The organism is Paenarthrobacter sp. NPDC090517 (genome assembly GCF_044769165.1).
Classification (GTDB): Bacteria; Actinomycetota; Actinomycetes; order Actinomycetales; family Micrococcaceae; genus Arthrobacter.
The window spans coordinates 86,073-105,369 of the sequence record NZ_JBIVXN010000001.1 but is presented as its reverse complement, the minus strand read 5'-3'; the positions used below and the strand labels follow the sequence as shown (position 1 = coordinate 105,369).

14 protein-coding genes are annotated in these 19,297 nt (G+C 62.7%); 8 read left to right on the top strand and 6 right to left on the bottom strand.

What is annotated here, in order from left to right:
• Positions 1-17 precede the first annotated feature (17 nt).
• Positions 18-2,675 (bottom strand): ATP-dependent helicase HrpB, encoded by a 2,658-nt coding sequence (gene hrpB, locus ACIQTW_RS00465; RefSeq protein WP_402932499.1) that lies wholly within the window; start codon positions 2,673-2,675, stop codon positions 18-20.
• A 94-nt stretch (positions 2,676-2,769) separates the two neighbouring features.
• Positions 2,770-3,813: an NAD(P)-dependent alcohol dehydrogenase gene (locus ACIQTW_RS00460; RefSeq protein ID WP_402932496.1), complete on the bottom strand. Its 1,044-nt coding sequence runs from the start codon at positions 3,811-3,813 to the stop codon at positions 2,770-2,772.
• Between the two features lie 129 nt (positions 3,814-3,942).
• Between ACIQTW_RS00460 and ACIQTW_RS00455 the strand changes: the two genes are divergently transcribed.
• Both ACIQTW_RS00455 and ACIQTW_RS00450 read left to right on the top strand, forming a co-directional pair.
• Positions 3,943-4,833, top strand: a complete 891-nt coding sequence (locus tag ACIQTW_RS00455) for a helix-turn-helix transcriptional regulator (RefSeq protein ID WP_402932493.1) — start codon at positions 3,943-3,945, stop codon at positions 4,831-4,833.
• A 348-nt stretch (positions 4,834-5,181) separates the two neighbouring features.
• On the top strand, positions 5,182-7,263 hold the full coding sequence (locus ACIQTW_RS00450) for a DUF222 domain-containing protein (protein ID WP_402932491.1): 2,082 nt from the start codon (positions 5,182-5,184) through the stop codon (positions 7,261-7,263).
• 36 nt (positions 7,264-7,299) lie between these two features.
• Here ACIQTW_RS00450 and ACIQTW_RS00445 read toward each other — a convergent pair whose 3' ends face one another.
• Complete coding sequence (locus ACIQTW_RS00445; RefSeq protein ID WP_402932488.1) at positions 7,300-8,559, bottom strand: RNA polymerase sigma factor; 1,260 nt, start codon at positions 8,557-8,559, stop codon at positions 7,300-7,302.
• A 36-nt stretch (positions 8,560-8,595) separates the two neighbouring features.
• Positions 8,596-9,015: a YciI family protein gene (locus ACIQTW_RS00440; protein ID WP_402932485.1), complete on the bottom strand. Its 420-nt coding sequence runs from the start codon at positions 9,013-9,015 to the stop codon at positions 8,596-8,598.
• Between the two features lie 188 nt (positions 9,016-9,203).
• On the opposite strand from ACIQTW_RS00440, the gene ACIQTW_RS00435 reads away from it, so the two are divergent.
• The gene (locus tag ACIQTW_RS00435) at positions 9,204-10,289 is read left to right on the top strand and encodes a fatty acid desaturase family protein (protein WP_402932482.1); all 1,086 of its coding nucleotides are present in this window, start codon (positions 9,204-9,206) and stop codon (positions 10,287-10,289) included.
• Positions 10,290-10,368: 79 nt separating this feature from the next.
• On the opposite strand, the gene ACIQTW_RS00430 is transcribed toward ACIQTW_RS00435, so the two are convergent.
• The gene (locus ACIQTW_RS00430) at positions 10,369-10,938 is read right to left on the bottom strand and encodes a Clp protease N-terminal domain-containing protein (protein ID WP_402932479.1); all 570 of its coding nucleotides are present in this window, start codon (positions 10,936-10,938) and stop codon (positions 10,369-10,371) included.
• A gap of 154 nt (positions 10,939-11,092) precedes the next feature.
• Positions 11,093-12,043 (bottom strand): 5'-3' exonuclease H3TH domain-containing protein, encoded by a 951-nt coding sequence (locus ACIQTW_RS00425; RefSeq protein WP_402936150.1) that lies wholly within the window; start codon positions 12,041-12,043, stop codon positions 11,093-11,095.
• A 167-nt stretch (positions 12,044-12,210) separates the two neighbouring features.
• Between ACIQTW_RS00425 and ACIQTW_RS00420 the strand changes: the two genes are divergently transcribed.
• The 5 genes from ACIQTW_RS00420 (at position 12,211) to ACIQTW_RS00400 (ending at position 19,294) form a co-directional block, all read left to right on the top strand.
• Positions 12,211-14,145 carry an FAD-binding monooxygenase gene (locus ACIQTW_RS00420; RefSeq protein WP_402932477.1) on the top strand — a complete coding sequence of 645 codons (1,935 nt, stop codon included), beginning with the start codon at positions 12,211-12,213 and terminating at the stop codon, positions 14,143-14,145.
• 50 nt (positions 14,146-14,195) lie between these two features.
• Positions 14,196-15,365 carry a serine hydrolase domain-containing protein gene (locus ACIQTW_RS00415; RefSeq protein WP_402932475.1) on the top strand — a complete coding sequence of 390 codons (1,170 nt, stop codon included), beginning with the start codon at positions 14,196-14,198 and terminating at the stop codon, positions 15,363-15,365.
• A gap of 88 nt (positions 15,366-15,453) precedes the next feature.
• Positions 15,454-16,752: an SWIM zinc finger domain-containing protein gene (locus ACIQTW_RS00410; RefSeq protein WP_402932472.1), complete on the top strand. Its 1,299-nt coding sequence runs from the start codon at positions 15,454-15,456 to the stop codon at positions 16,750-16,752.
• Positions 16,749-18,191 carry a DUF5691 domain-containing protein gene (locus ACIQTW_RS00405; RefSeq protein ID WP_402932469.1) on the top strand — a complete coding sequence of 481 codons (1,443 nt, stop codon included), beginning with the start codon at positions 16,749-16,751 and terminating at the stop codon, positions 18,189-18,191. The genes ACIQTW_RS00410 and ACIQTW_RS00405 overlap by 4 nt, the downstream gene beginning before the upstream one ends.
• On the top strand, positions 18,188-19,294 hold the full coding sequence (locus tag ACIQTW_RS00400) for an AAA family ATPase (RefSeq protein ID WP_402932466.1): 1,107 nt from the start codon (positions 18,188-18,190) through the stop codon (positions 19,292-19,294). The genes ACIQTW_RS00405 and ACIQTW_RS00400 overlap by 4 nt, the downstream gene beginning before the upstream one ends.
• Positions 19,295-19,297 lie beyond the last annotated feature (3 nt).

Below are 19,297 nucleotides of genomic sequence, written 5' to 3'. Positions count from 1 at the left end.
CCCCTCCGGGGACGAGGCTACATCCTGCTCTTCGTCCTGGCCGTGGCAGGTGCGGTCCACGGGTCTTCGGGCCAGGGATGCCTGGGATAACGCCCACGCATCTCGGCCCGAACCTGGGAGTAGGGACCCGACCAAAAAGAGGCGAAATCGTCCGTGACGGCCAAAGGCCTTCCTGCTGGGGATAACAAGTGAAACAGCACGGGGACCCTACCCTCCACGAGACGCGGCGTGCGGTCCCAACCGAAGCATTCCTGAAGCTTGACCGCCACAACCGGGCGGCCGTCGTCGTGACCACTGCCGCTGCTGTCCGAAACCTCGGGGTAGTCGATCCGGACACGCGAACCACTCGGCACCGCCAAGCGCTCCGGCACGAGATCTTCGAGCCGGGCAGCCTCCGGCCAAGGGAGCAGGCGCCTCAGTGGGTCAACGAGGTTGATGGAACTCACCGAGGCCCCGGCGGCAATCGCTTCCAGCTCCGGGCCCAGCCAGTCTTCCAGCTTGGCCAGCAGGGCGCCTTCGCGTACGTCGGGCCAGGGACTTCCGAGCTCGCGGTACAGCAATGCAAGACGGCGGCGCAGGGCATCAGCCGCGGTCGACCAGCCGATCATTGACAAACCTGCCTTCGCCAACGCCTCGGAAACTGCACGACGCCCGGACTCGGCGCTTGGACGGATGGGCGTGGTGGACAACACGATTGCTCCCATACGGCGCTCCAGCCTTGCCATTACCCGGCCTTGGTCAAACTTTGCCTGCACCGTCTCCGTGAGGAGATCCGGGGCGGCAGCCTCCGCCAATTCAAGCGACAAGGGCGCGGCGGAACGGATGACCGCGCCAGTGCCGACGGCATCGCGCCCCTGGGCGCGCGACACCTCGGCAACGGCAAGCCAGTCCTGCCCGCACAGTGAACTGCCAGTGGGGAGCCCGGCCCGCGTCCCTGACGAGAGCAAATACGTGGTGGATCCATCGCCGGGTACACGCCTGGCCACGCGGTCCGGGAAAGCCAGCGCCACCACAAAGCCGGGTGCTTCCCTCGCCGTGACGTCGGCAGGCGGCCTGGGATGCACGACGGCGGCCACCTCCTGCCGTACCCGCGTCTCCTTCTGTATCAGCGACTCCATCCGCCTGACGTCCTCCGCGAAACGTCGGGCGCCCGGATCTGATCCGGAACGCAGCGCAGTAAGCAGCTTTGTAAGGTCGGCGCCGGGCGCTCTTTGATCGCCGGAGACGAGTGCCACTGTTTCAGCCGCTGCGCGCCGGCCCACAACAGCCGATCCGTCCAACAAAGCGCGGGCAAGCCGGGGGTCGGCTGGGATGCGCGCCAAGGTCTTGCCCGGGGCGGTGACAGATCCGTCGCGCATAACAGCACCCAGTTCGCGGAGGACCTCCACGGCATCGTTCATGGCCGCGGCTGGCGGTGCGTCCGGTAGCTGCAAACCTGAACCGCCGGGCGCGCCCCAGCAGGCAAGGACCAAGGCAGCGCTGGTGAGGTCTGCAACGGAGATTTCAGGGGTCTGATGTGCCGGAGCTGCAGCATAGGCTTGCTGGTCGTAGCAGCGAACCACCGTGCCCGGTCCTTGTCTCGCTGCGCGACCGGCGCGTTGATCTGCGGAGGCGCGCGAACAGGAAACGGTCACGAGGCCGGACATTCCGCGGCCAGCGTCCCGTCGTGGTTCCCTTGAAAGGCCGGAATCGATGACCAACCGTACGCCGGGGACGGTCAGGGACGATTCCGCCAAGGACGTGGACACAATGATCCGGGGCGGCCCACCGGGCTCACGGCCGGATACGGCGCGGTCCTGGTCTTCCGGAGCGATCTGGCCGTGCAGCTCGAGCACCTCCACACCTTGTGGCAGCTGCCCGCGAAGACGAGTAGCGACGTCGGAAACTTCCCGGGCCCCCGGGAGGAAGACCAGTGCGTCTACCTCAGCGTTCCGGCTCAGGGCCGCTGCGTGGGATGTCGCAGCCGTGTGGGCCACATGATCGAGGAAACTGCGGGATACGCCCCGGGTATCCAGTCGATGCCCCCGGGCCGGAGCCCACTGGATCTCCAGCGGGTACAGCGCGGAAGGACAGTCGACGACCGGAGCCGGCCCGCCGCCGTCGAGCCCTGTCCCAAGAAGCTGCGCGAAACGCGGGGCATCGAGGGTTGCCGACATAGCCACCAGCGTGAGGTCACCGCGCAACTCACGGACCTCCGCGAGCATGCCGACCAACAGATCCGTTTCGAGTCCACGTTCGTGGACTTCATCCAGGACCACCGCGTGGACGTCCTCAAGGCCGGGGTCAGCCAGGAGACGCCGAAGGAGAATCCCTGGCGTGACGAATTCCACCACGGTGTCCTGGCTGGCTTTGCTCTCACCTCTGACGGTATAGCCCACCCTGCCACCAAGGCGGCTTCCGTCCAGAGCCGCAAGGCGGCGGGCGGCTGAGCGGGCGGCCACACGCCGGGGTTGAGTGACGACAACGCGCGGCTGGGCCGGGTTTTGTTCGGACACGAGATTGGCGAGCAGCGGTGGAACCAGTGTGGTCTTGCCTGTGCCCGGTGGCGCCTGCACAACTGCTGTTCCACCCACTACTGTGCCGCCGTCGCCCTGGTCTTTCAAAGCGATTGCAAGCTTGGCGAGGGATTCCGCAAAGACCAGCCCCGTACCGATGGTGTCCAGTCTGAAAGTCACCAGACCATTGTCCCTGCTGGATGGCAATGGAAAGGCCACGCCCTCAAAGGGAGCGTGGCCTTTCTTATGGTGCTGCTACTGGAGTGCTGCGTATCTAGCCGATGGTGGAGGCGTCGATGACAAAGCGGTAGCGGACATCGGAGGCAAGGACGCGTTCGTAGGCATCGTTGATCTTGCTGGCCGGAATGACCTCGATCTCGGCGCCAAGGCCGTGCTCTGCGCAGAAGTTCAGCATTTCCTGGGTTTCGCGGATACCGCCGATCGCGGAACCGGCGAAACGACGACGACCCATAATCAGCGAGAACACATTGACCGGGAGCGGCTCGGCGGGCGCGCCAACGTTGACCAACGTTCCGTCGAGCGTGAGCAGCTGCAAGTAAGCGCTGATATCGATGGAAGCACTGACAGTGTTGATGATGAGGTCGAAGGTGCCAGCGAGCTGTTCGAACGTGGCCGGATCGCTGGTGGCGTAGTAGTGGTCCGCGCCCAACTTGAGCCCGTCTTCCATCTTCTTCAGCGACTGCGAGAGCACTGTTACCTCGGCGCCCATGGCATCGGCAATCTTCACAGCCATGTGGCCCAGCCCACCAAGGCCGACGACGGCAACCTTCTTACCGGGACCGGCGCCCCAGTGGTGCAAAGGTGAGTAGGTAGTGATGCCGGCGCACAGCAGAGGTGCGGCGACGTCAAGGTCCAAGCCCTCCGGGATGGTGACGACGAAGTCCTCATTCACCACCACGTTGCTGGAGTAGCCGCCCTGCGTGATGGTGCCGTCGCGGTCTACGGCGCCGTAGGTGCCCACGTTTCCCTGAAGGCAATACTGTTCCTCGCCTGCCAGGCAGTTTTTGCACTCTTTGCAGGAGTTCACCATGCAGCCGACGCCTACACGGTCGCCCACCTTGTGTTTGGTGACCTCCGAGCCAACCTCGGTGACGATTCCCGCGATTTCGTGGCCGGGGGCCAAGGGGTATTGCTGGGGGCCCCAATCACCGCGGACAGTGTGGATGTCCGAGTGGCAGATGCCGGCGAACTTGATGTCGATGTGGACGTCGTTCGGACCCACCTCGCGACGTTCTATGGTGGTCAGGGTCAGGTCGCCCGTGGCCGAGGGGGCAGCGTAAGCGTTAGCGGTAGGCATGTTTCTCCTGCGTGGTGAACGTTGTTGGATGTTTCCATCTAACCTCCTTTCCCTGAGTGGAAGGAGTTACTGCTGTTAGGGGTAATGACAGGGACTCCCTTAGCGGGCCAAAGGTCATACCGTTGAAGCATGGACAACCGGACAGAGACGCGCGATTTCCTCTCCACGCGACGGGCGAAGATTACGCCCGAGCAAGCGGGACTGGCCGCCTATGGCGCCAATCGCCGCGTACCGGGCCTCCGCCGCGGCGAAGTGGCCATGCTGGCCGGAGTAAGCGTGGAGTACTACACCCGCTTGGAGCGGGGAAATCTTGCGGGCGTCTCGGAAAGCGTCCTGGAGTCCCTGGCGAACGCCCTGCAACTCGACGACGCCGAACGCGCCCACCTGTACGACCTCGCCCGCGCGGCGAGTGACGGTGGTAGGTCACGACGCCGGCCAGTCCGGAAGCAAGCCATCAGACCAGGCGTTCAGCTCACCCTGGATGCGATTAGCGGCTCACCCGCTTTCGTCCGGAACGGTCGGCTGGATCTCCTGGCAACGAACGCCCTGGGGCGCGCGTTGTACTCGGACATTTACGATAGCCCCGCAGGTCCCCCCAACCACGCCCGTTTCCTTTTCCTCGATCCGCGCAGCCGGGATTTCTATACGGATTGGGAACGGGCGGCCAACGACACGGTGGCCATCATGCGGACCGAGGCAGGCCGCGATCCTTACGACCGGGGTCTCAGCGACCTTGTGGGTGAGCTGTCCACGCGCAGCGAGGAATTCCGGGTTCGTTGGGCATCCCATAACGTGCGCCAGCATTACACCGGGAAGAAGCACTTCCGGCATCGGGTAGTTGGCGATCTGCATTTGCTGTACGAAGCCCTTGAGTTGTCCGCCGATGCCGGCTTGACGTTGACAGTCTACAACGCGGAACCCGGGACGGGTACGGCGGATGCCCTGCAGCTACTCGCAAGCTGGGCCGCGACGACCCCCGCAATTTCCGAAGATTCCGGGGAGCTCCGGACCACTTTATGAGCCACTTGGCCATGTGGGAAACCGCTGGCATCACTGATGGTTCGGAAACGACGTGGGGTGAGTTGGTCACCGACGATGAGTACGGCTACCCCGAGTGATCGGGGTTGATCGTTTGCTGATGACGCATTGACCGAGGTACGAAGGGCGAAGATCCAGGGGAAACGCTTTTCCTAAAGCTGCCTCAGCGGAGTCAACGATGTGAACCCCAATACCAGCCGGCATACTTGATGCCTACGCTGTAGGCATCTTTCCTTCGGTTGCCACCGGAATGCCCTCTTCTTCGCCGTCACACAGCAGGGTCATTGCGTAGGAGCTAAAAATGTCAGACCCCCGTGACAGGGTTGATTTATGGGAATCATCGGGCAGGTGGTGGCACGGCGGGTCGGTTCGCCGCGCGCCAATGAGCTGCTTCGTCAGCGCGCCCGGCGATCTGTAGGCGTACCTGCCCGGCTGACCGCGTGCTGGGATTCCACTGACAAGGACACTGAGCATGTTGGCTCTGCGGCGGCAGGCACCGACGCGGAATCCTCACTGGCTCCTGAGCTACTTCCTGGACTCGAGTCGGCGCCCGCTGCCGGAGAGTCTGTACCTCCAGGGTCGCCCGACTGGTCCGCGCCCGGCTGGTCCGCGCCCGAAAACGCAGCACCCGAGGAGGAGGTGCCCGGGCAGTTGCCCTGGCCAAGGGCCTCCGCCCCCGACAAGTTGCCGGATTCTTTGTGGCCGGAGCCGCTGCCGCCGGTATCCTCGCCGTCGGGTTTGCCGGCACTGGAAGCGGCCCTCCTTGAGAGTGCAGCCGCAGCGGACGCGCTGAGATCAATAGCTGCCGATGAGGCCCGGTTGTTTGGGTTCGTTGAGGCTGCCGACTTTGCGGGCAGCATCGAAGAGATCTCCCGGTCGTTGGAGTACCTGCAGGTTGTCGCGGCGCAGGCGGTGGAAAGGACCCGGAAGGAAGCACAGCAAACAGGACCTGGGTCGTTGGGGTCGACGGGTGGCGCGCCGGAGTGGCGGACCGGTTGGACAGAACCAGAGTCAGGATCCGGTGTGGGACCAAGATCCGGTGTTGCGCCGGATTCCCCTGGTGAAGCACGCTCCACGAGCGCAGAAGCTTTCAGGAGCGGGGCCGTTTCCGTGCCCGGTCCGGGGCCCGTAACTAGGCCCGGATCCGTATTCGGGGCGGGATCCGGAGGACCGGCTGCTGATTCAAAAGTGAGCCCTTTGGATGACGGGTACCGGAATGCCGCTGAGTTCCTTCGGGCCCGGCTGCGGATCAGCATCGGAGAAGCCCGGCGCAGGCTCGCCCTCGCCCCCGAGGTCCTCCCCCAGACGGGAATGGCCGGGCAACAAATCCCGGCCCGACGCGAAATACTGGCCGAGGCCCTCTCCGCAGGAGACCTGCCGTCCCGGTCCGCGACGATCATCAGCACCGCCCTGGACACCGTCCGGCAACTCACCGATGAGGACACCATCACCCGGATGGAACACGCCCTCACCACCACCGCCCTCGAATCCGACCCGGACTTCGTCACCAAAATGACCAAACGCTGGACCGACAGGATCGACCAGGACGGCCCCGAACCGTCCGAAGAAGTCCTCCGCCAACTCCAAGGCGCGTTCCTCCGCCGCCGACGCCGCCACGGACTCCACCACCTCGAAATCTTCGCCACCGCCGAACAATACGAAACCCTCACCACCGCCATGAACACCGCCACCAACCCACGACTCACCACCGGCAACAATCCCACCGGCAACAATCCCACCGGGCCAGAACACAGACCAGAACACAGACCAGGCAAAGCAGACCTGGACCGCCGCAGCCGGGCCCAGAAACTCCTCAACGGCCTCGTCGGAGCCTGCGCCCTCGCCATGACCACCGGGAAACTGCCCCCCAACGGCGGACTCCGACCCCAACTCACCGTCACCATCGACGAACGCGACCTCTTCGAACGACTCAACAACCACAACCACCAACGACTCAGCACCGGCCCGGCCGGGAACCCGCTCAGCACCGGCACAGCAACCTTCACCGGCCCGATCCACCCCAACACCATCCGCAAAATCGCCTGCGACGCCGACATCATCCCCGTCCTGCTCGGAACCGACTCCCGCGTCCTGGACATCGGCCGCACCACCCGGATCTTCCCACCCCACATCCGCAAAGCCATCACCGCCCGCGACGGCGGCTGCACCTTCCCCGACTGCACCACACCCGCGCCCTGGTGCGAAGCCCACCACACCACCTACTGGTCCCACGGCGGCACCACATCAACACACAACGGCACCCTGCTCTGCAGCCACCACCACCACCTCATCCACAAAGAACAATGGCGCATCGACATCACCACGGGGACCCCCTGGTTCATCCCCCCACCCCACCTCGACCCCCAACAAACACCCCGACGCAACCACCACCACACACCCCAGAGAACATAAAGATGTAGTGTCGCGGGCGGAAGCATTGGTGACTTGTCAGTTCCCTTTGCCTGCCAATTCTGCGATCTTCCGCTCCAACGCGCTCCGTTCGGCGGCGTTCGAGCAGAGGTCGAGTGCTTCCCACAGGGCTACCTTGGCTTCCGCATGTCGGCCGAGCCGGGTGAGGAGCTCGCCTCGCACTGTCGGCACTATGTGCGAGCCCTTCAGCTCACCCCTGTTCGCAAGGGCATCCATGAGTTGCAGACCGACGGCTGGCCCCGAAGCCATGGCAACTGCAACTGCATGATTCAGTTCAACAACAGGGGATGGAACCAGCCGCGTCAGTGCCTCGTACAGAATCACGATTCGTTGCCAATTCGTCTCCTCTGCAGTTCGAGCCACCGCGTGGCATTCCGCAATGGAGGCCTGCAATCCATACGCGCCAAGACCTCGGCCGGCCGCCACCGCCGTCGAGAGTGCCGCCCTACCCCGGCGTATCGCGGACTGGTCCCACCGCCGTCGGTCCTGGTCTTCGAGAAGAACAGGCAGGCCGGCCGCGTCGAGCCTGGCAGGAAAACGTGCTGCCGTCAGTTCCATCAGGGCCAAGAGGCCAAAAACCTCGGGCCCAGGGGCCAGCCGCACCAAAACCCGGGCCAGACGACGTGCTTCGCCAGCCAGTTCCGTGCGCATCCACGAGTCACCGCCGGAGGCAAAGGCGCCTTCCGAAAAGATCAGGTAAACCACCTGAAGCACTGAGCCCAGTCGATCTGCAATTTCAGACTTCTCCGGCACCGCAAAGGGGACGTGCGCTGCTGCCAGGGTTTTTTTGGCGCGCGTAATGCGGGCCTGGATGGTCGGAACGGGAACCAGGAACGACCTGGCAATCTCTTCCGTGCCCATGCCGCCCACCACACGAAGCGTAAGGGCAATTCGCGCTTCCTTTGACAGCACGGGATGGCAGGAGACAAACATCAATGAGAGAACGTCGTCATCGATCGCATCAGGGTTGAATAGAGAGTCCACGCCCGGCTCATCTTCGGACAGATCGCGGGCCAGCAAGGCGTACTTTTCGTCGCGAACAGCACGACGCCGGAACGAATCGATCGCCCGACGCCGGCCGGCAGTAAGAAGCCAACCCGACGGTTGCGCGGGGATGCCGTTCACGGACCAGGACACGAGGGCTTCTGCCAGCGCTTCCTGTGCCAGGTCCTCTGCCAAAGTAAAGTCCCCGGTATAGCGGGCAAGGGCGCCGACGATGCGGGCGGATTCGCTCCGCCACACCGCTTCGACGGCGGCCCTTGACTCATTGCTGCTCACGCCGGTTGTTGATGACCGGGGTTCCGGCGGCGAATCTCAGAGCTGGCCGGTCTGCTCGCGCCATGCGCGTTCCTTTTGGATCCATTCGTTGTCCTGAGGGAACTCGTCAATGCTGGTGACGCGACGGATTTCGGTCTTGGTACCTGCAGTCATTGGCGCACGCTTCGCCCATTCGATCGCTTCCTGTTTAGAAGCTACGTCAAGGATGTAATAGCCGCCGAAGAGTTCCTTTGTTTCACCGTAGGGGCCGTCACTGACCACCGGGGTTTCACCGGTGAAGTCCACCACCACTCCGTCCTTGGCGTCGTCCAGGCCTTCAGCGGCCAAGAGGACTCCGGCGCGGATCAGCTCGTCATTGAATTTGCCCATTGCCTCAAGGATTTCGTTGAAATCGATGTTCTCGAACTTGGCGTAGGAATCGTCGTCTGCCCGCATGATCAACATGTACTTTGCCATTTGACTCAATCTCCTGTGTTGTGGAAAGCCGCCCTTCGACCTTCTCATCCATAGGTCGAACAGCGCGAGCAGAAATCGACAACTGCTTGAAAACAAATTCCTGGCTCTTTGTTGGTGCCACCGGCGTACCCTGAAGGGACGGTGGGAAACGATTCTGTTGAGTCCGCCGGTAAGTGGTTCGAGGCATCATGGCACCAGAACGTTCGTCCGATGGAATTCAATCGGACCGGGTTGCCGCCCGGACGGTTCTTTCGTACTCCACACTCCTGAAGTCCGTGCGCAATGCCGGATTGCTGAAACGCCGCAGAGGGTTCTACATCACGGTGTTTGTGATCCTGATGGTGGCCTGGGCGGGGACCTGGAGTGGGTTCGTTTTGCTGCGGGACACGTGGTTCCAGCTTCTGATCGCGGCGGGAATGGGCGTGGTCCTCACCCAGTTCGCATTCCTGGCCCATGAAGCCGCGCATCGGCAGGTGTTCAAGTCCAAGGGCATGAATGAGTGGTCCGCGCGGCTTGTTGGTACAGGCCTGGTGGGTATCAGCTATTCAATGTGGGCGCAGAAACACACCCGTCACCACAACTTTCCCAATGTGATCGACAAGGATCCGGACATCCATACCGGCGCTATCGCGTTTCACCCTGAAGCGGCAAGCTCGCGCCGGGGCGTCATGGTGCATGTAACACGCAAACAGGGCTGGTTATTGTTTCCCTTGTTGTTCTTCCTCGGTGTTAGCCTGCATATTGATTCCCTGAAGTATCTGCTGCACCAGAGACAAGTCGATCACCGCTGGGTGGAGATTCCGGTCATCATGCTGCGTCTGCTGGTGGTGCCCGTCCTGGTCTTCTCGTTGCTGCCTTTGGGTATGGCGTTCGCTTTCCTTGGAGTGCAGTTGGGCGTTTTCGGTTTCTATATGGGTGCGTCTTTTGCCCCCAATCACAAAGGCATGCCGGTACTGCCCAGTTCAACCAGGACAGACTTCCTCAACCGTCAGGTGCTCACTGCCCGGAACATCTCCGGTGGCCGGTTCATGGACACACTGATGGGCGGACTGAACCGGCAGATTGAACACCATCTCTTCCCGGACATGCCTCGCCCATACCTGCACCGCGCCTCCGGCATCGTGAAGGAGTGCTGCGGCGAACTGGGCATCCCTTATACCGAAACCAGTTTGGTGGCCTCTTACACGGCGGTAGTCAAGTACTTGGATGACGTCGGACTCTTCGCGGGTGAGCCCTTCGAATGTCCGGTGGTGGACCAATTCCGACATCGGTAGGCCCATCGACAAGAGCTACGTAGAGGAGCCCCCGGATCAATCCGAGGGCTCCTCTACTGCAGGCATTGGCGCCCTTAACTTAGCGCCCGCCTCCCCCGATGACCCCGGCTTCAACAGCTTTGGTCACGGCATCAGCTTCGGCTTGTGTGAGCTTGCCGTCCGTGACCGCCTTGTCCAGTTTGGTCTTCAGGGCGGCGGAACGTTCCGCTTGGCCCGCGGCTCGGATTTCTTCCAGTGCAGAGGTGACCTTGGCTTCGTCTACGCCCAATGCTTCAGCGAGCGACTTTGCCAGGGCAGCGTCCAGTGCTGAACGGTCAGGCCTTGCTCCTTCCGTTCCTTCGGCAGGCGGCGTGGAGGGTTTGGTTGCTTCACGGAACGCCTTCAGGGCTTCGGTGACTTTGGCTTCGTCCACACCAAGCTTTGTGGCCAACTCAGCTGCTATTTGTCCCCGATCGCGTCCGTGCCCGCCGAGCTTTCCCCCACGATCCGACGGGGTGGTTGCATCCCCGGACGACGTGGCGCCAGGGGACGACGTAGCGCTGGGCGACGGTGTGGTGGCTGCCGTCGCGATGCTGGTTGCACTAAGACCCGCGCCTAGTGCCAGGGCTCCGGCTGCCATACCCAGGCTGATTCTCTTGATTTTCGACATGTGCCTCTCCTCAATGAGCCGTTAGTACGGCTGGTGTGTGAGGGACGGTCAATGGATCCGTCCTCCTAACACGATGAGAGACCCACCCCAGCCCTGGCTGTTTCGAACCTGTCATTGGGCTGTGAAAGTGAACGGGTTTCTGTGATGGGTGTCCTCAGCGGACCCGATCGAGCGCGTCCAGCAGCCGCTTGACCGATCCACCCAGATTCCAGTCATTGGCCAGCTGCTCAAGTTCGGCCCGCGCGTCTCCGGTGACCGGATGCAGCTCGGCGCGTAGTTCTTCCAGCGTCGGCACCTTTAAGTCACGCACGACATTCACGACGGCGGGCGCCACCTTTAGGTAGTCAGCTGCCGCGGACAGTTTGGCCCGGACGGAAGCTGACAACCCGCCGTCGGGAGCTTCCGCCGCCTCAAGAAGTCCGTCCAAGGAACCGTGCGTGCCAAGCAACGATGCCGCAGTCTTTTCGCCGATGCCGGCGACTCCGGGCAGCCCGTCGGAGGCATCGCCCCGGAGTGTTGCGTAGTCGGCATACTGTTGGGGCAGTACGCGGTACTTGCCTACCACTACGGCGTCGGTGAGGACTTCCAGGTTCTTCATGCCGCGGGCCGTGTAAATGACGCGGATCCCTCGGTCGTCATCCACGAGCTGGAAGAGGTCGCGATCACCAGTTACCACGTCCGTCGGGAAGGTCGCCTGGCTCGCATAGGTGCCTATGACGTCATCAGCCTCATGCTCGTCAACTCCCACCACAGCGATCCCGGCAAGGTCCAATACTCTGCGGATCATGGGAATCTGCGCCTCGAGCGGGTCCGGGACAACCTCAACATCCGGACCATTCGGAACGATCTCTGCGACCCTGTGCGACTTATAGCTGGGAATCAGGTCAACGCGCCATTGAGGGCGCCAGTCGTTGTCCCAGCAAGCCACCAAGTGCGTGGCTTCGTAGTCGGTGGTGAGGCGGGCGATCATATCCATCAGTCCCCGCACCGCGTTCACGGGCGTTCCGTCGGATCGACGAATGGAATCGGGCACACCGTAGAAGGCGCGGAAATACAAGGAGGCAGTATCCAAGAGCATTAGTCGCGGCATACCTGATCCTGACATGCCCATGGGTCAATCCGTCGGAAGCTACACAAGGGTCCATCATAAGACTGTTCAAGGACTTGAACACGGATGTGAGCCGCATTACCATTGTGTGAGCGATAATAGAACACACTGTTCTATTATCGAACATTCAAATGCGATAGCCCACAAAGAAGTGAGGAAAGCCCGTGCAGTTCCACCACCACGGTTACGTATCCGGTGACCCCCGGGTTGAGCCGGCCGCCGGCGTCGGCATCAACCGCCCAGCCGAGCTTCCCGACGAGGTTGACGTCCTTATCGTGGGCACTGGCCCTGCAGGGATGCTGACCGCAGCACAGCTTTCCCAGTTCCCGGATGTCACCACACGTATCATCGAGCGCCGCCCGGGGCGCTTGGCCATCGGCCAGGCAGACGGTATCCAAGCCCGCAGCGTCGAGACCTTCCAAGCCTTCGGATTTGCCGAACGCATCACCTCCGAGGCCTACCGCATTACGGAGATGGCATTCTGGAAGCCCGACCCCGCCGACCATTCGCGCATCGTCCGGGCTGCCCGGGCAGTGGATGATCCCGCGGGGATCAGCGAATTCCCGCACCTGATCGTCAACCAGGCCCGGGTCCTGGACTACTTCGCAGAATTCATGGCCAACTCCCCCACACGCATGACACCGGACTACGGATACGAGTTCCACAGCCTCAATGTCACCGGAAAGGGCGACTACCCGGTCACCGTAACGCTCGCCCACACTTCCGGGCCCAACGAAGGCCGGGAACGGGTCATTCGAGCCAAGTATGTGGTGGGCGCGGACGGAGCGCGCAGCAAGGTCCGCGAGTCCATCGGCTGCCACCTCGCCGGCGACCAAGCCAACCATGCCTGGGGAGTCATGGACGTACTTGCCGTCACAGACTTCCCGGACATCCGAACCAAGTGCGCCATCCAGTCCGGCGCCGGCGGCAGCATCCTGCTGATCCCCCGCGAAGGCGGGCACCTGTTCCGGATGTACGTGGACCTTGGCGAAGTTAACCCCAACGACAAGGGCGCCGTGCGCAAGACCACGATCGAACAGATCATCCAAAAAGCCAACGACATCCTCCACCCCTACACGCTGGATGTGCGCAACGTGGCCTGGCACAGCGTGTACGAGGTAGGCCACCGGCTAACGGACAGGTTCGACGACGTTCTGCCGGAGGAGCGCGGCACCCGGACCCCGCGGGTGTTCATCACCGGCGACGCCTGCCACACCCACAGCGCTAAAGCCGGCCAGGGCATGAATGTGTCCATGCAGGACGGTTTCAACATCGGTTGGAAGCTCGGACATGTCCTCGAGGGCCGGAGCCCCGAAAGCCTGCTGGACACCTACTCGGCTGAACGCCAAGTGGTGGCCAAGAACCTCATCGACTTCGATAAGCAGTGGTCCACCTTGATGGCCAAGAAGCCCGAAGAGTTCGAAGACCCCGCGGAACTGGAGACTTTCTACACCAGCACCGCCGAGTTCCCCGCGGGCTTTATGACGCAGTACGCGCCCTCAATGCTGGTTGCGGAGGCGCAGCACCAGGAACTCGCCACCGGCTTCCCCGTGGGTAAACGCTTCAAATCAGCGCCAGTCCAGAGAGTTTGCGACACCAACCCCATGCACCTGGGCCACCACGCCAAGGCGGACGGCCGCTGGCGCATCTACGTCTTCGCTGATGGTGCCCAGGCGGGCGCGCAAGGACCGGTGGCAGACTTCGCCGAGTGGATCACGAACTCGCCGGCCTCGCCGCTGGCCGCGACGCCGTCGGACGCTGACCGTGACGCTTGGTTCGATGTGAAGGTGATCTACCAGCAGGACCACACCAGCATTGATATCAACGCTGTACCCGCGGCGTTCAAACCCACCGTAGGGCCGTTCAAGCTCACCTACCTCGAAAAAGTCTTCGGCACAGACCCCAACAACGACATCTTCGAGCTGCGCGGTCTTAGCCGCGACGGCGTGGTTGTGGTGGTCCGGCCGGATCAGTACGTCGCCAACGTGCTGCCGTTGTCAGCGATGGCTGAACTCGGCGATTTCTTTGCACCGCTGCTTTCAGCGGGGCGAACTGAAGCCACCTCGGAGAAGCCGGGATTGGTGAGCAACCAAGCATAGCCCGCCGGACGTTTGTGGTTTTTGTCCCCGCTTAGGCGTACAACAGGCGTATGGGCAAAAGTCGCGTCGGGGCCCTGATTGTCCTGGTGCTCATTGCGTGGTTCCTCAATGGTTGCACCGGTGGTAACGCCGGTCCGTCTCCGTCTCCAACTGCGTCCAGCGCTGCGATTGTTTCGTTGGAGGGCACCATCAAGCGCTTCATGGATGACGGGGTCACGTCTGTAGTGGTGCAGGTCCGCTGGCCGGGCGGAGAATGGTCGAAGGCCTACGGCGTCCGGGACGGCGGGACGAACGAACCGGCACGCCCCGAAGACAGGTTTTCCATAGGTAGTGTCACGAAATCGATGACCGCTGCCGCCGTGATGAAGCTCGTGGACGAAGGCCTCATAGGGCTTGATGACCCGGTGAACGGGATCCTGGAGAGTTTTAACACCCCGTTGAAGCCTCCGGGACCCATCACCGTGCGCCAACTCCTGAGCCACACATCAGGGATGCCTGAGTTTCTGTCCGTGTATGAGCAATCCGGGACGCCCAAAGAACTGATAACAAGTGGATTCAGTATGCAGCGCGGACTGGAGATGACTGCAACGTTGCCTTGGGACCCCAGGAACGTTGGGCACTTCGCGTATTCGAACAGTAACTACCTTGTCCTCGGACAGCTGCTGGAGAAGCTCCGGGAAAAAGCAATTGGGGATGTGCTCAGGGACGACATCTTCCGGCCGCTCGGCCTTGACCGCTCGACCCTTAGTGCACAGGACCGGGAAGCGCAGGACAACCTTCGTACCTATGTAGAGGTGGATGGAGAACGCGTGGAGGTCACGCAGGCCGAGCAGTTGATCGGCTTCCCGGGAGGCGGCGTGGTCTCCACCGCTGAGGATGTCAATGACTTTTTCCGCGGCCTTTTCACAGGCGGATTGATATCTGCCCCAGCCCTCAAGGAAATGAAGACAGTGGAATCCACAAACTATGCCCTCGGACTCATGCGGTGGCGTGACACGTGCTCCTCTTCCGGCTATCGCTACGGTCACCGCGGGAGCGTCACCGGTTACCTCACCAACGCCGTGGTGAGTGACGACGGCGACTCTCAGATCGTCATCGCGATGGCACTGCCCACACTGCCTATGAAAGTCGGCGATCCAGTCACCGCACGCAAGGTGGATCAGTACGATTCGCAGATGGAATTGGCCGCCAACAAGGCACTGGACCAGTTGTGTGCTTGACTCCTAACGCCCTGGGGTAACGCTGGTCCAAACGCCACACCGTGACTGCTGTTCTATAGTGTCGGAGCCGTCAGGCAGAATGTGATTCATGGGGCGTTGGAGCGAAGAGACAGTGATGAACGCCGCCCCGGACTCGTCCTCGCTTGCAGCAGCACGGAAACTGGCGCATCCGGGCCCGTGGTCCGACTCGGGTAGCAACGATGTCCTTGTCTGGGGAAAGTGCCAAGGCAGCGGGAAGACGCCATACCAAGTGAGCGTGGACATCGTCGCACCCGCCTACCGGTGCTCGTGTCCCAGCCGGAAGTTTCCCTGCAAGCACGCGCTGGCCTTGCTGCTTCTTTGGTCCCGGGGTGAGGCTGCCGAGGCCGGAGCCGACACCGCTGATTTCGCAAAGGAGTGGGCCGATCAACGTGCTGATCGTGCCTCGGCAAAAGAACGGCGTCGGGCCGAGCAACCAGTAGATCCCGAAGCGCAGGCAAAACGGCTCGCCGCCAGGCTCGCCCTCATGGATGCCGGGATCGATGATTTCTCGCGCTGGCTAACGGACCTCGTACGAACCGGACTTGCCGCTGCGCGCAACCAGCCGTATTCGTGGTGGGATGGCGTGGCAGCCCGCTTGGTGGACTCCCAACTCCCCGGTTTGGCCGAACAAGTGCGGGAAATGGCGTCCCAAATTCACGGTAGGACGGACTGGGCAGACCATCTCCTCCTTCACTCGGGCCGTTGGTGGGCCCTGACAAAGGCATGGTCGGCAAGAGAGGCGCTCTCCCCGGACGAATTCGCTGACGTCAAAGCTGCCCTCGGCTGGGCCACGGCGTCGGCTGGCTTACAGGACACCGAGGCTTTGGCGGGCCCGTGGCTGGTGCTCGGAGCTCACCGCAGTGACGACGGACGCCTCCAGCAACAACGGACGTGGCTTCGCGCACCCGACGGAACGATAGTTGTCATCCTTGACTTCGCCGGCCAAGGCCAGGGGCTGGCTGCGCCGCAACTCGCGGGAGCGCAGCTTCATGTCACAGTTGCCCACTACCCTGGTTCAGCGCCACAGCGTGCTTTGTTCACCGGACCCATCACCCCGCAAGGCATAGCCACAAGTCTCGGCACCGGCTACAGCATCCGGCAAGCCCTCGAACAGGAGTCAGCAGCAGTTGCCCGCTCGCCGTGGCGGACCAGGCATCCCGTACTGCTGGAAGGAGTCACCATCAACCCGCAGGGCCTGGGGTGGCTGCACGATCGGAGCGGCGACGCACTTCCTTTGGTGGATGCTCCTCTCGACTCCCTGCTGGCGCTGACAGGTGGCCATGCTGCCGATATTTTCGGCGAACTGGAAGATGGCCACCTGCGTCCGCTGACCGTCGTCGTCGATGGAATGGTGGTTACCCCATGATCTGGTTGGCCGAACTCCGAACTGCGGCCCTCGTGGGAACGGCACGGCACGACGCCCCCGAGCCGCCCGTCGAACTGCGATTTCGTGCTCCGGATGGCCTGACCCGTGAGGAATCCCTGCTGGATCAAGCGGCCCTGGCCGACGTCATAACCCGTGCGTCCCGGACGGCATCCTCAGGCCCAGCCACTGGTCTGGCTTCCCCGGCCCCGGCTGACACAGAGCCCCAAGCCAGTGGCGATGCCGCCCGGCTTCTGGAGCTGTTACTGACTCAGCCGCCCGTGGGACTCGAGCTAAGAACCCAGCTGGTTGTGGACTGGCTGCAGTTTGCCGAAGAATCACGACGGCGGGTCCCCCACCGCCTGCTTCCGGCGTTGCTCAACTTGGCGGAGACCAGATCTGCTGTTTTCAGGCGTCTCAAACCGGCGATTGGTACGCGCGGCTGCTGGTTGCAGGACCTCAAGAGCCCACCGTCCCACGAACCGGCAGCAGAATGGTCTGAACTTGGGAGCGCTGCCGCAGCGGAGGAGTTTGAACGTTTGCGGGGCCGGGACCCGGCAGCGGCGCGCGAGCAACTCCATGCGCACTGGACGTCGTTAAGCGCCAAGGAGCGCGCCGGCAACCTGTCTCTGTTTGCCGCCAACCTCAATGAGGACGACGAAGCATTGCTGGAACAAGCCTTGGACGACAAAGCGAAGAGCGTACGCGAGGTTGCACTCCGACTCCTCGACCAACTCCCCCGGAGTGCGCGTGCGGCCCGAATGGCAGCCCGGCTCCTACCCCTGTTGCACGTCAAGGGGCTCCTGAACAAGCGATTGGAAATCGATCTCCCCCCGGACCCTGACCCGGAGGCACTACGCGACGGAATTCCCGCCGACCCGCGCAGAGGTGAAGCTGATCGGCTTGCACGGTTGGACGTGATCATCCGTGGTGCGCCGCTGGAGGTTTGGACATCGGCAACCGGCCGGAACCAGGCGGCCACCGCGGCGCTGCTGCAGGGCGAAGAGCGCACCCTGGAAGCACTGATCGCCACCACTGCTGTCCGCGATGATGCTGAATGGGCCCGTGCACTGCTCACGATCAAGACAGACAGAAGACTCCTGGGTTGCCTCCCTCCCAACGAGCGCGCACAGTGGCTGGAACGGCACGTTCGGGACAGTGGCGACGAACCGCTGGCGCTGGCTTCACTACTGCAGGACGTCCCGCAGCCTTGGTCCGCGCCGTTGGCCGAAGCGGTTCTGACATTGATTTCGGGCAAGGATGGCGGTCGCCTAGCAGCGACGCTGGCCGCAGTCCTGCCTACCGCCCTTCCGCCCGCGGCCACCGAACAATGCCGGCAACTTTTGGCGCGAACAGACGACGACGCCGTCCGGCGCCGGGTGCTGCGCGACGCCGTCCAATACCAATCATTCAGACAATCCCTGACGGAGGCTTTCCGATGACAGATGCCCAGAATGCAACGGAGGTTCTTCGCGCCCACGCAGAGAATGCGTACGCCGATGAACTCAGCGCCTTGGCCGCTGTTGACGACCGTCCGCGTCCACCCAGTTGGCGTCTCTCCCCGTGGGCTGTCACCACCTACATCCTCGGTGGGACCTTGGCCAATGGGACCCTGATCACTCCAAAGTACCTAGGCTCTGAACGCTTGGTGGAAATCGCCGTGGCGTCACTGGCAACAGACCGTGCATTACTATTGCTGGGCGTTCCGGGAACCGCGAAGACATGGCTGGGTGAGCATCTGGCTGCAGCCATCTCAGGCTCGTCCACGCTGGTAGTTCAGGGAACTGCGGGTACGCCGGAAGAGGCTTTGCGGTATGGATGGAACTACGCCCGCCTCTTGGCGGATGGACCCTCCCGCACAGCCATGGTCCCGGGTCCGGTCATGCGGGCCATGGAAACAGGAAGCCTGGTCCGGGTGGAGGAACTTACGCGTATTCCTTCCGATGTGCAGGACTCCCTCATCACCATCCTCAGCGAAAAGTCCCTGCCGATTCCCGAGCTCAACGAGGAAGTACAAGCACGGAAGGGCTTCAACGTGATCGCCACCGCGAACAACCGCGACAAAGGCGTCAACGACCTCTCGTCTGCCCTTCGCCGCCGGTTTAACACTGTGGTCCTGCCGCTCCCGGACAGCATCGACCAAGAGGTGGAGATTGTGACCACCCGTGTTCGCAGTCTTGGTGAGTCCTTGGAGCTGCCGGCGGATTTGGCTGCACTTTCCGAGATCCGGAGGGTGGTCACCGTCATGCGCGAACTGCGGTCCGGCGTTACCCAGGACCAGCGCACCACCATCAAATCGCCATCGGCTACACTGTCCACGGCAGAGGCCATTTCGGTGATGACCAACGGGCTCTCCCTGGCGGCGCACTTTGGAGATGGCACCGTCCGGGCGGAGGATGTAGCCGCAAGCCTGGTGGGCGCAGTGGTCAAGGATCCCGTCCAGGACCGCGTGATCTGGCAGGAGTACTTGGAGACCGTCGTCCGGAACCGGCCTGAATGGAAAGACCTCTACCGGGCCTGCCGTGACCTCGAGTCGTCGAACTAAAAC

Coding starts and splice junctions, on each gene's coding strand:
- ACIQTW_RS00460 (WP_402932496.1), bottom strand. CDS start 3,813: ATGCCTACCGCTAACGCTTACGCTGCCCCCTCGGCCACGGGCGACCTG.
- ACIQTW_RS00455 (WP_402932493.1), top strand. CDS start 3,943: ATGGACAACCGGACAGAGACGCGCGATTTCCTCTCCACGCGACGGGCG.
- ACIQTW_RS00450 (WP_402932491.1), top strand. CDS start 5,182: ATGGGAATCATCGGGCAGGTGGTGGCACGGCGGGTCGGTTCGCCGCGC.
- ACIQTW_RS00440 (WP_402932485.1), bottom strand. CDS start 9,015: ATGGCAAAGTACATGTTGATCATGCGGGCAGACGACGATTCCTACGCC.
- ACIQTW_RS00435 (WP_402932482.1), top strand. CDS start 9,204: ATGGCACCAGAACGTTCGTCCGATGGAATTCAATCGGACCGGGTTGCC.
- ACIQTW_RS00430 (WP_402932479.1), bottom strand. CDS start 10,938: ATGTCGAAAATCAAGAGAATCAGCCTGGGTATGGCAGCCGGAGCCCTG.
- ACIQTW_RS00425 (WP_402936150.1), bottom strand. CDS start 12,043: ATGTCAGGATCAGGTATGCCGCGACTAATGCTCTTGGATACTGCCTCC.
- ACIQTW_RS00415 (WP_402932475.1), top strand. CDS start 14,196: ATGGGCAAAAGTCGCGTCGGGGCCCTGATTGTCCTGGTGCTCATTGCG.
- ACIQTW_RS00410 (WP_402932472.1), top strand. CDS start 15,454: ATGGGGCGTTGGAGCGAAGAGACAGTGATGAACGCCGCCCCGGACTCG.
- ACIQTW_RS00405 (WP_402932469.1), top strand. CDS start 16,749: ATGATCTGGTTGGCCGAACTCCGAACTGCGGCCCTCGTGGGAACGGCA.
- ACIQTW_RS00400 (WP_402932466.1), top strand. CDS start 18,188: ATGACAGATGCCCAGAATGCAACGGAGGTTCTTCGCGCCCACGCAGAG.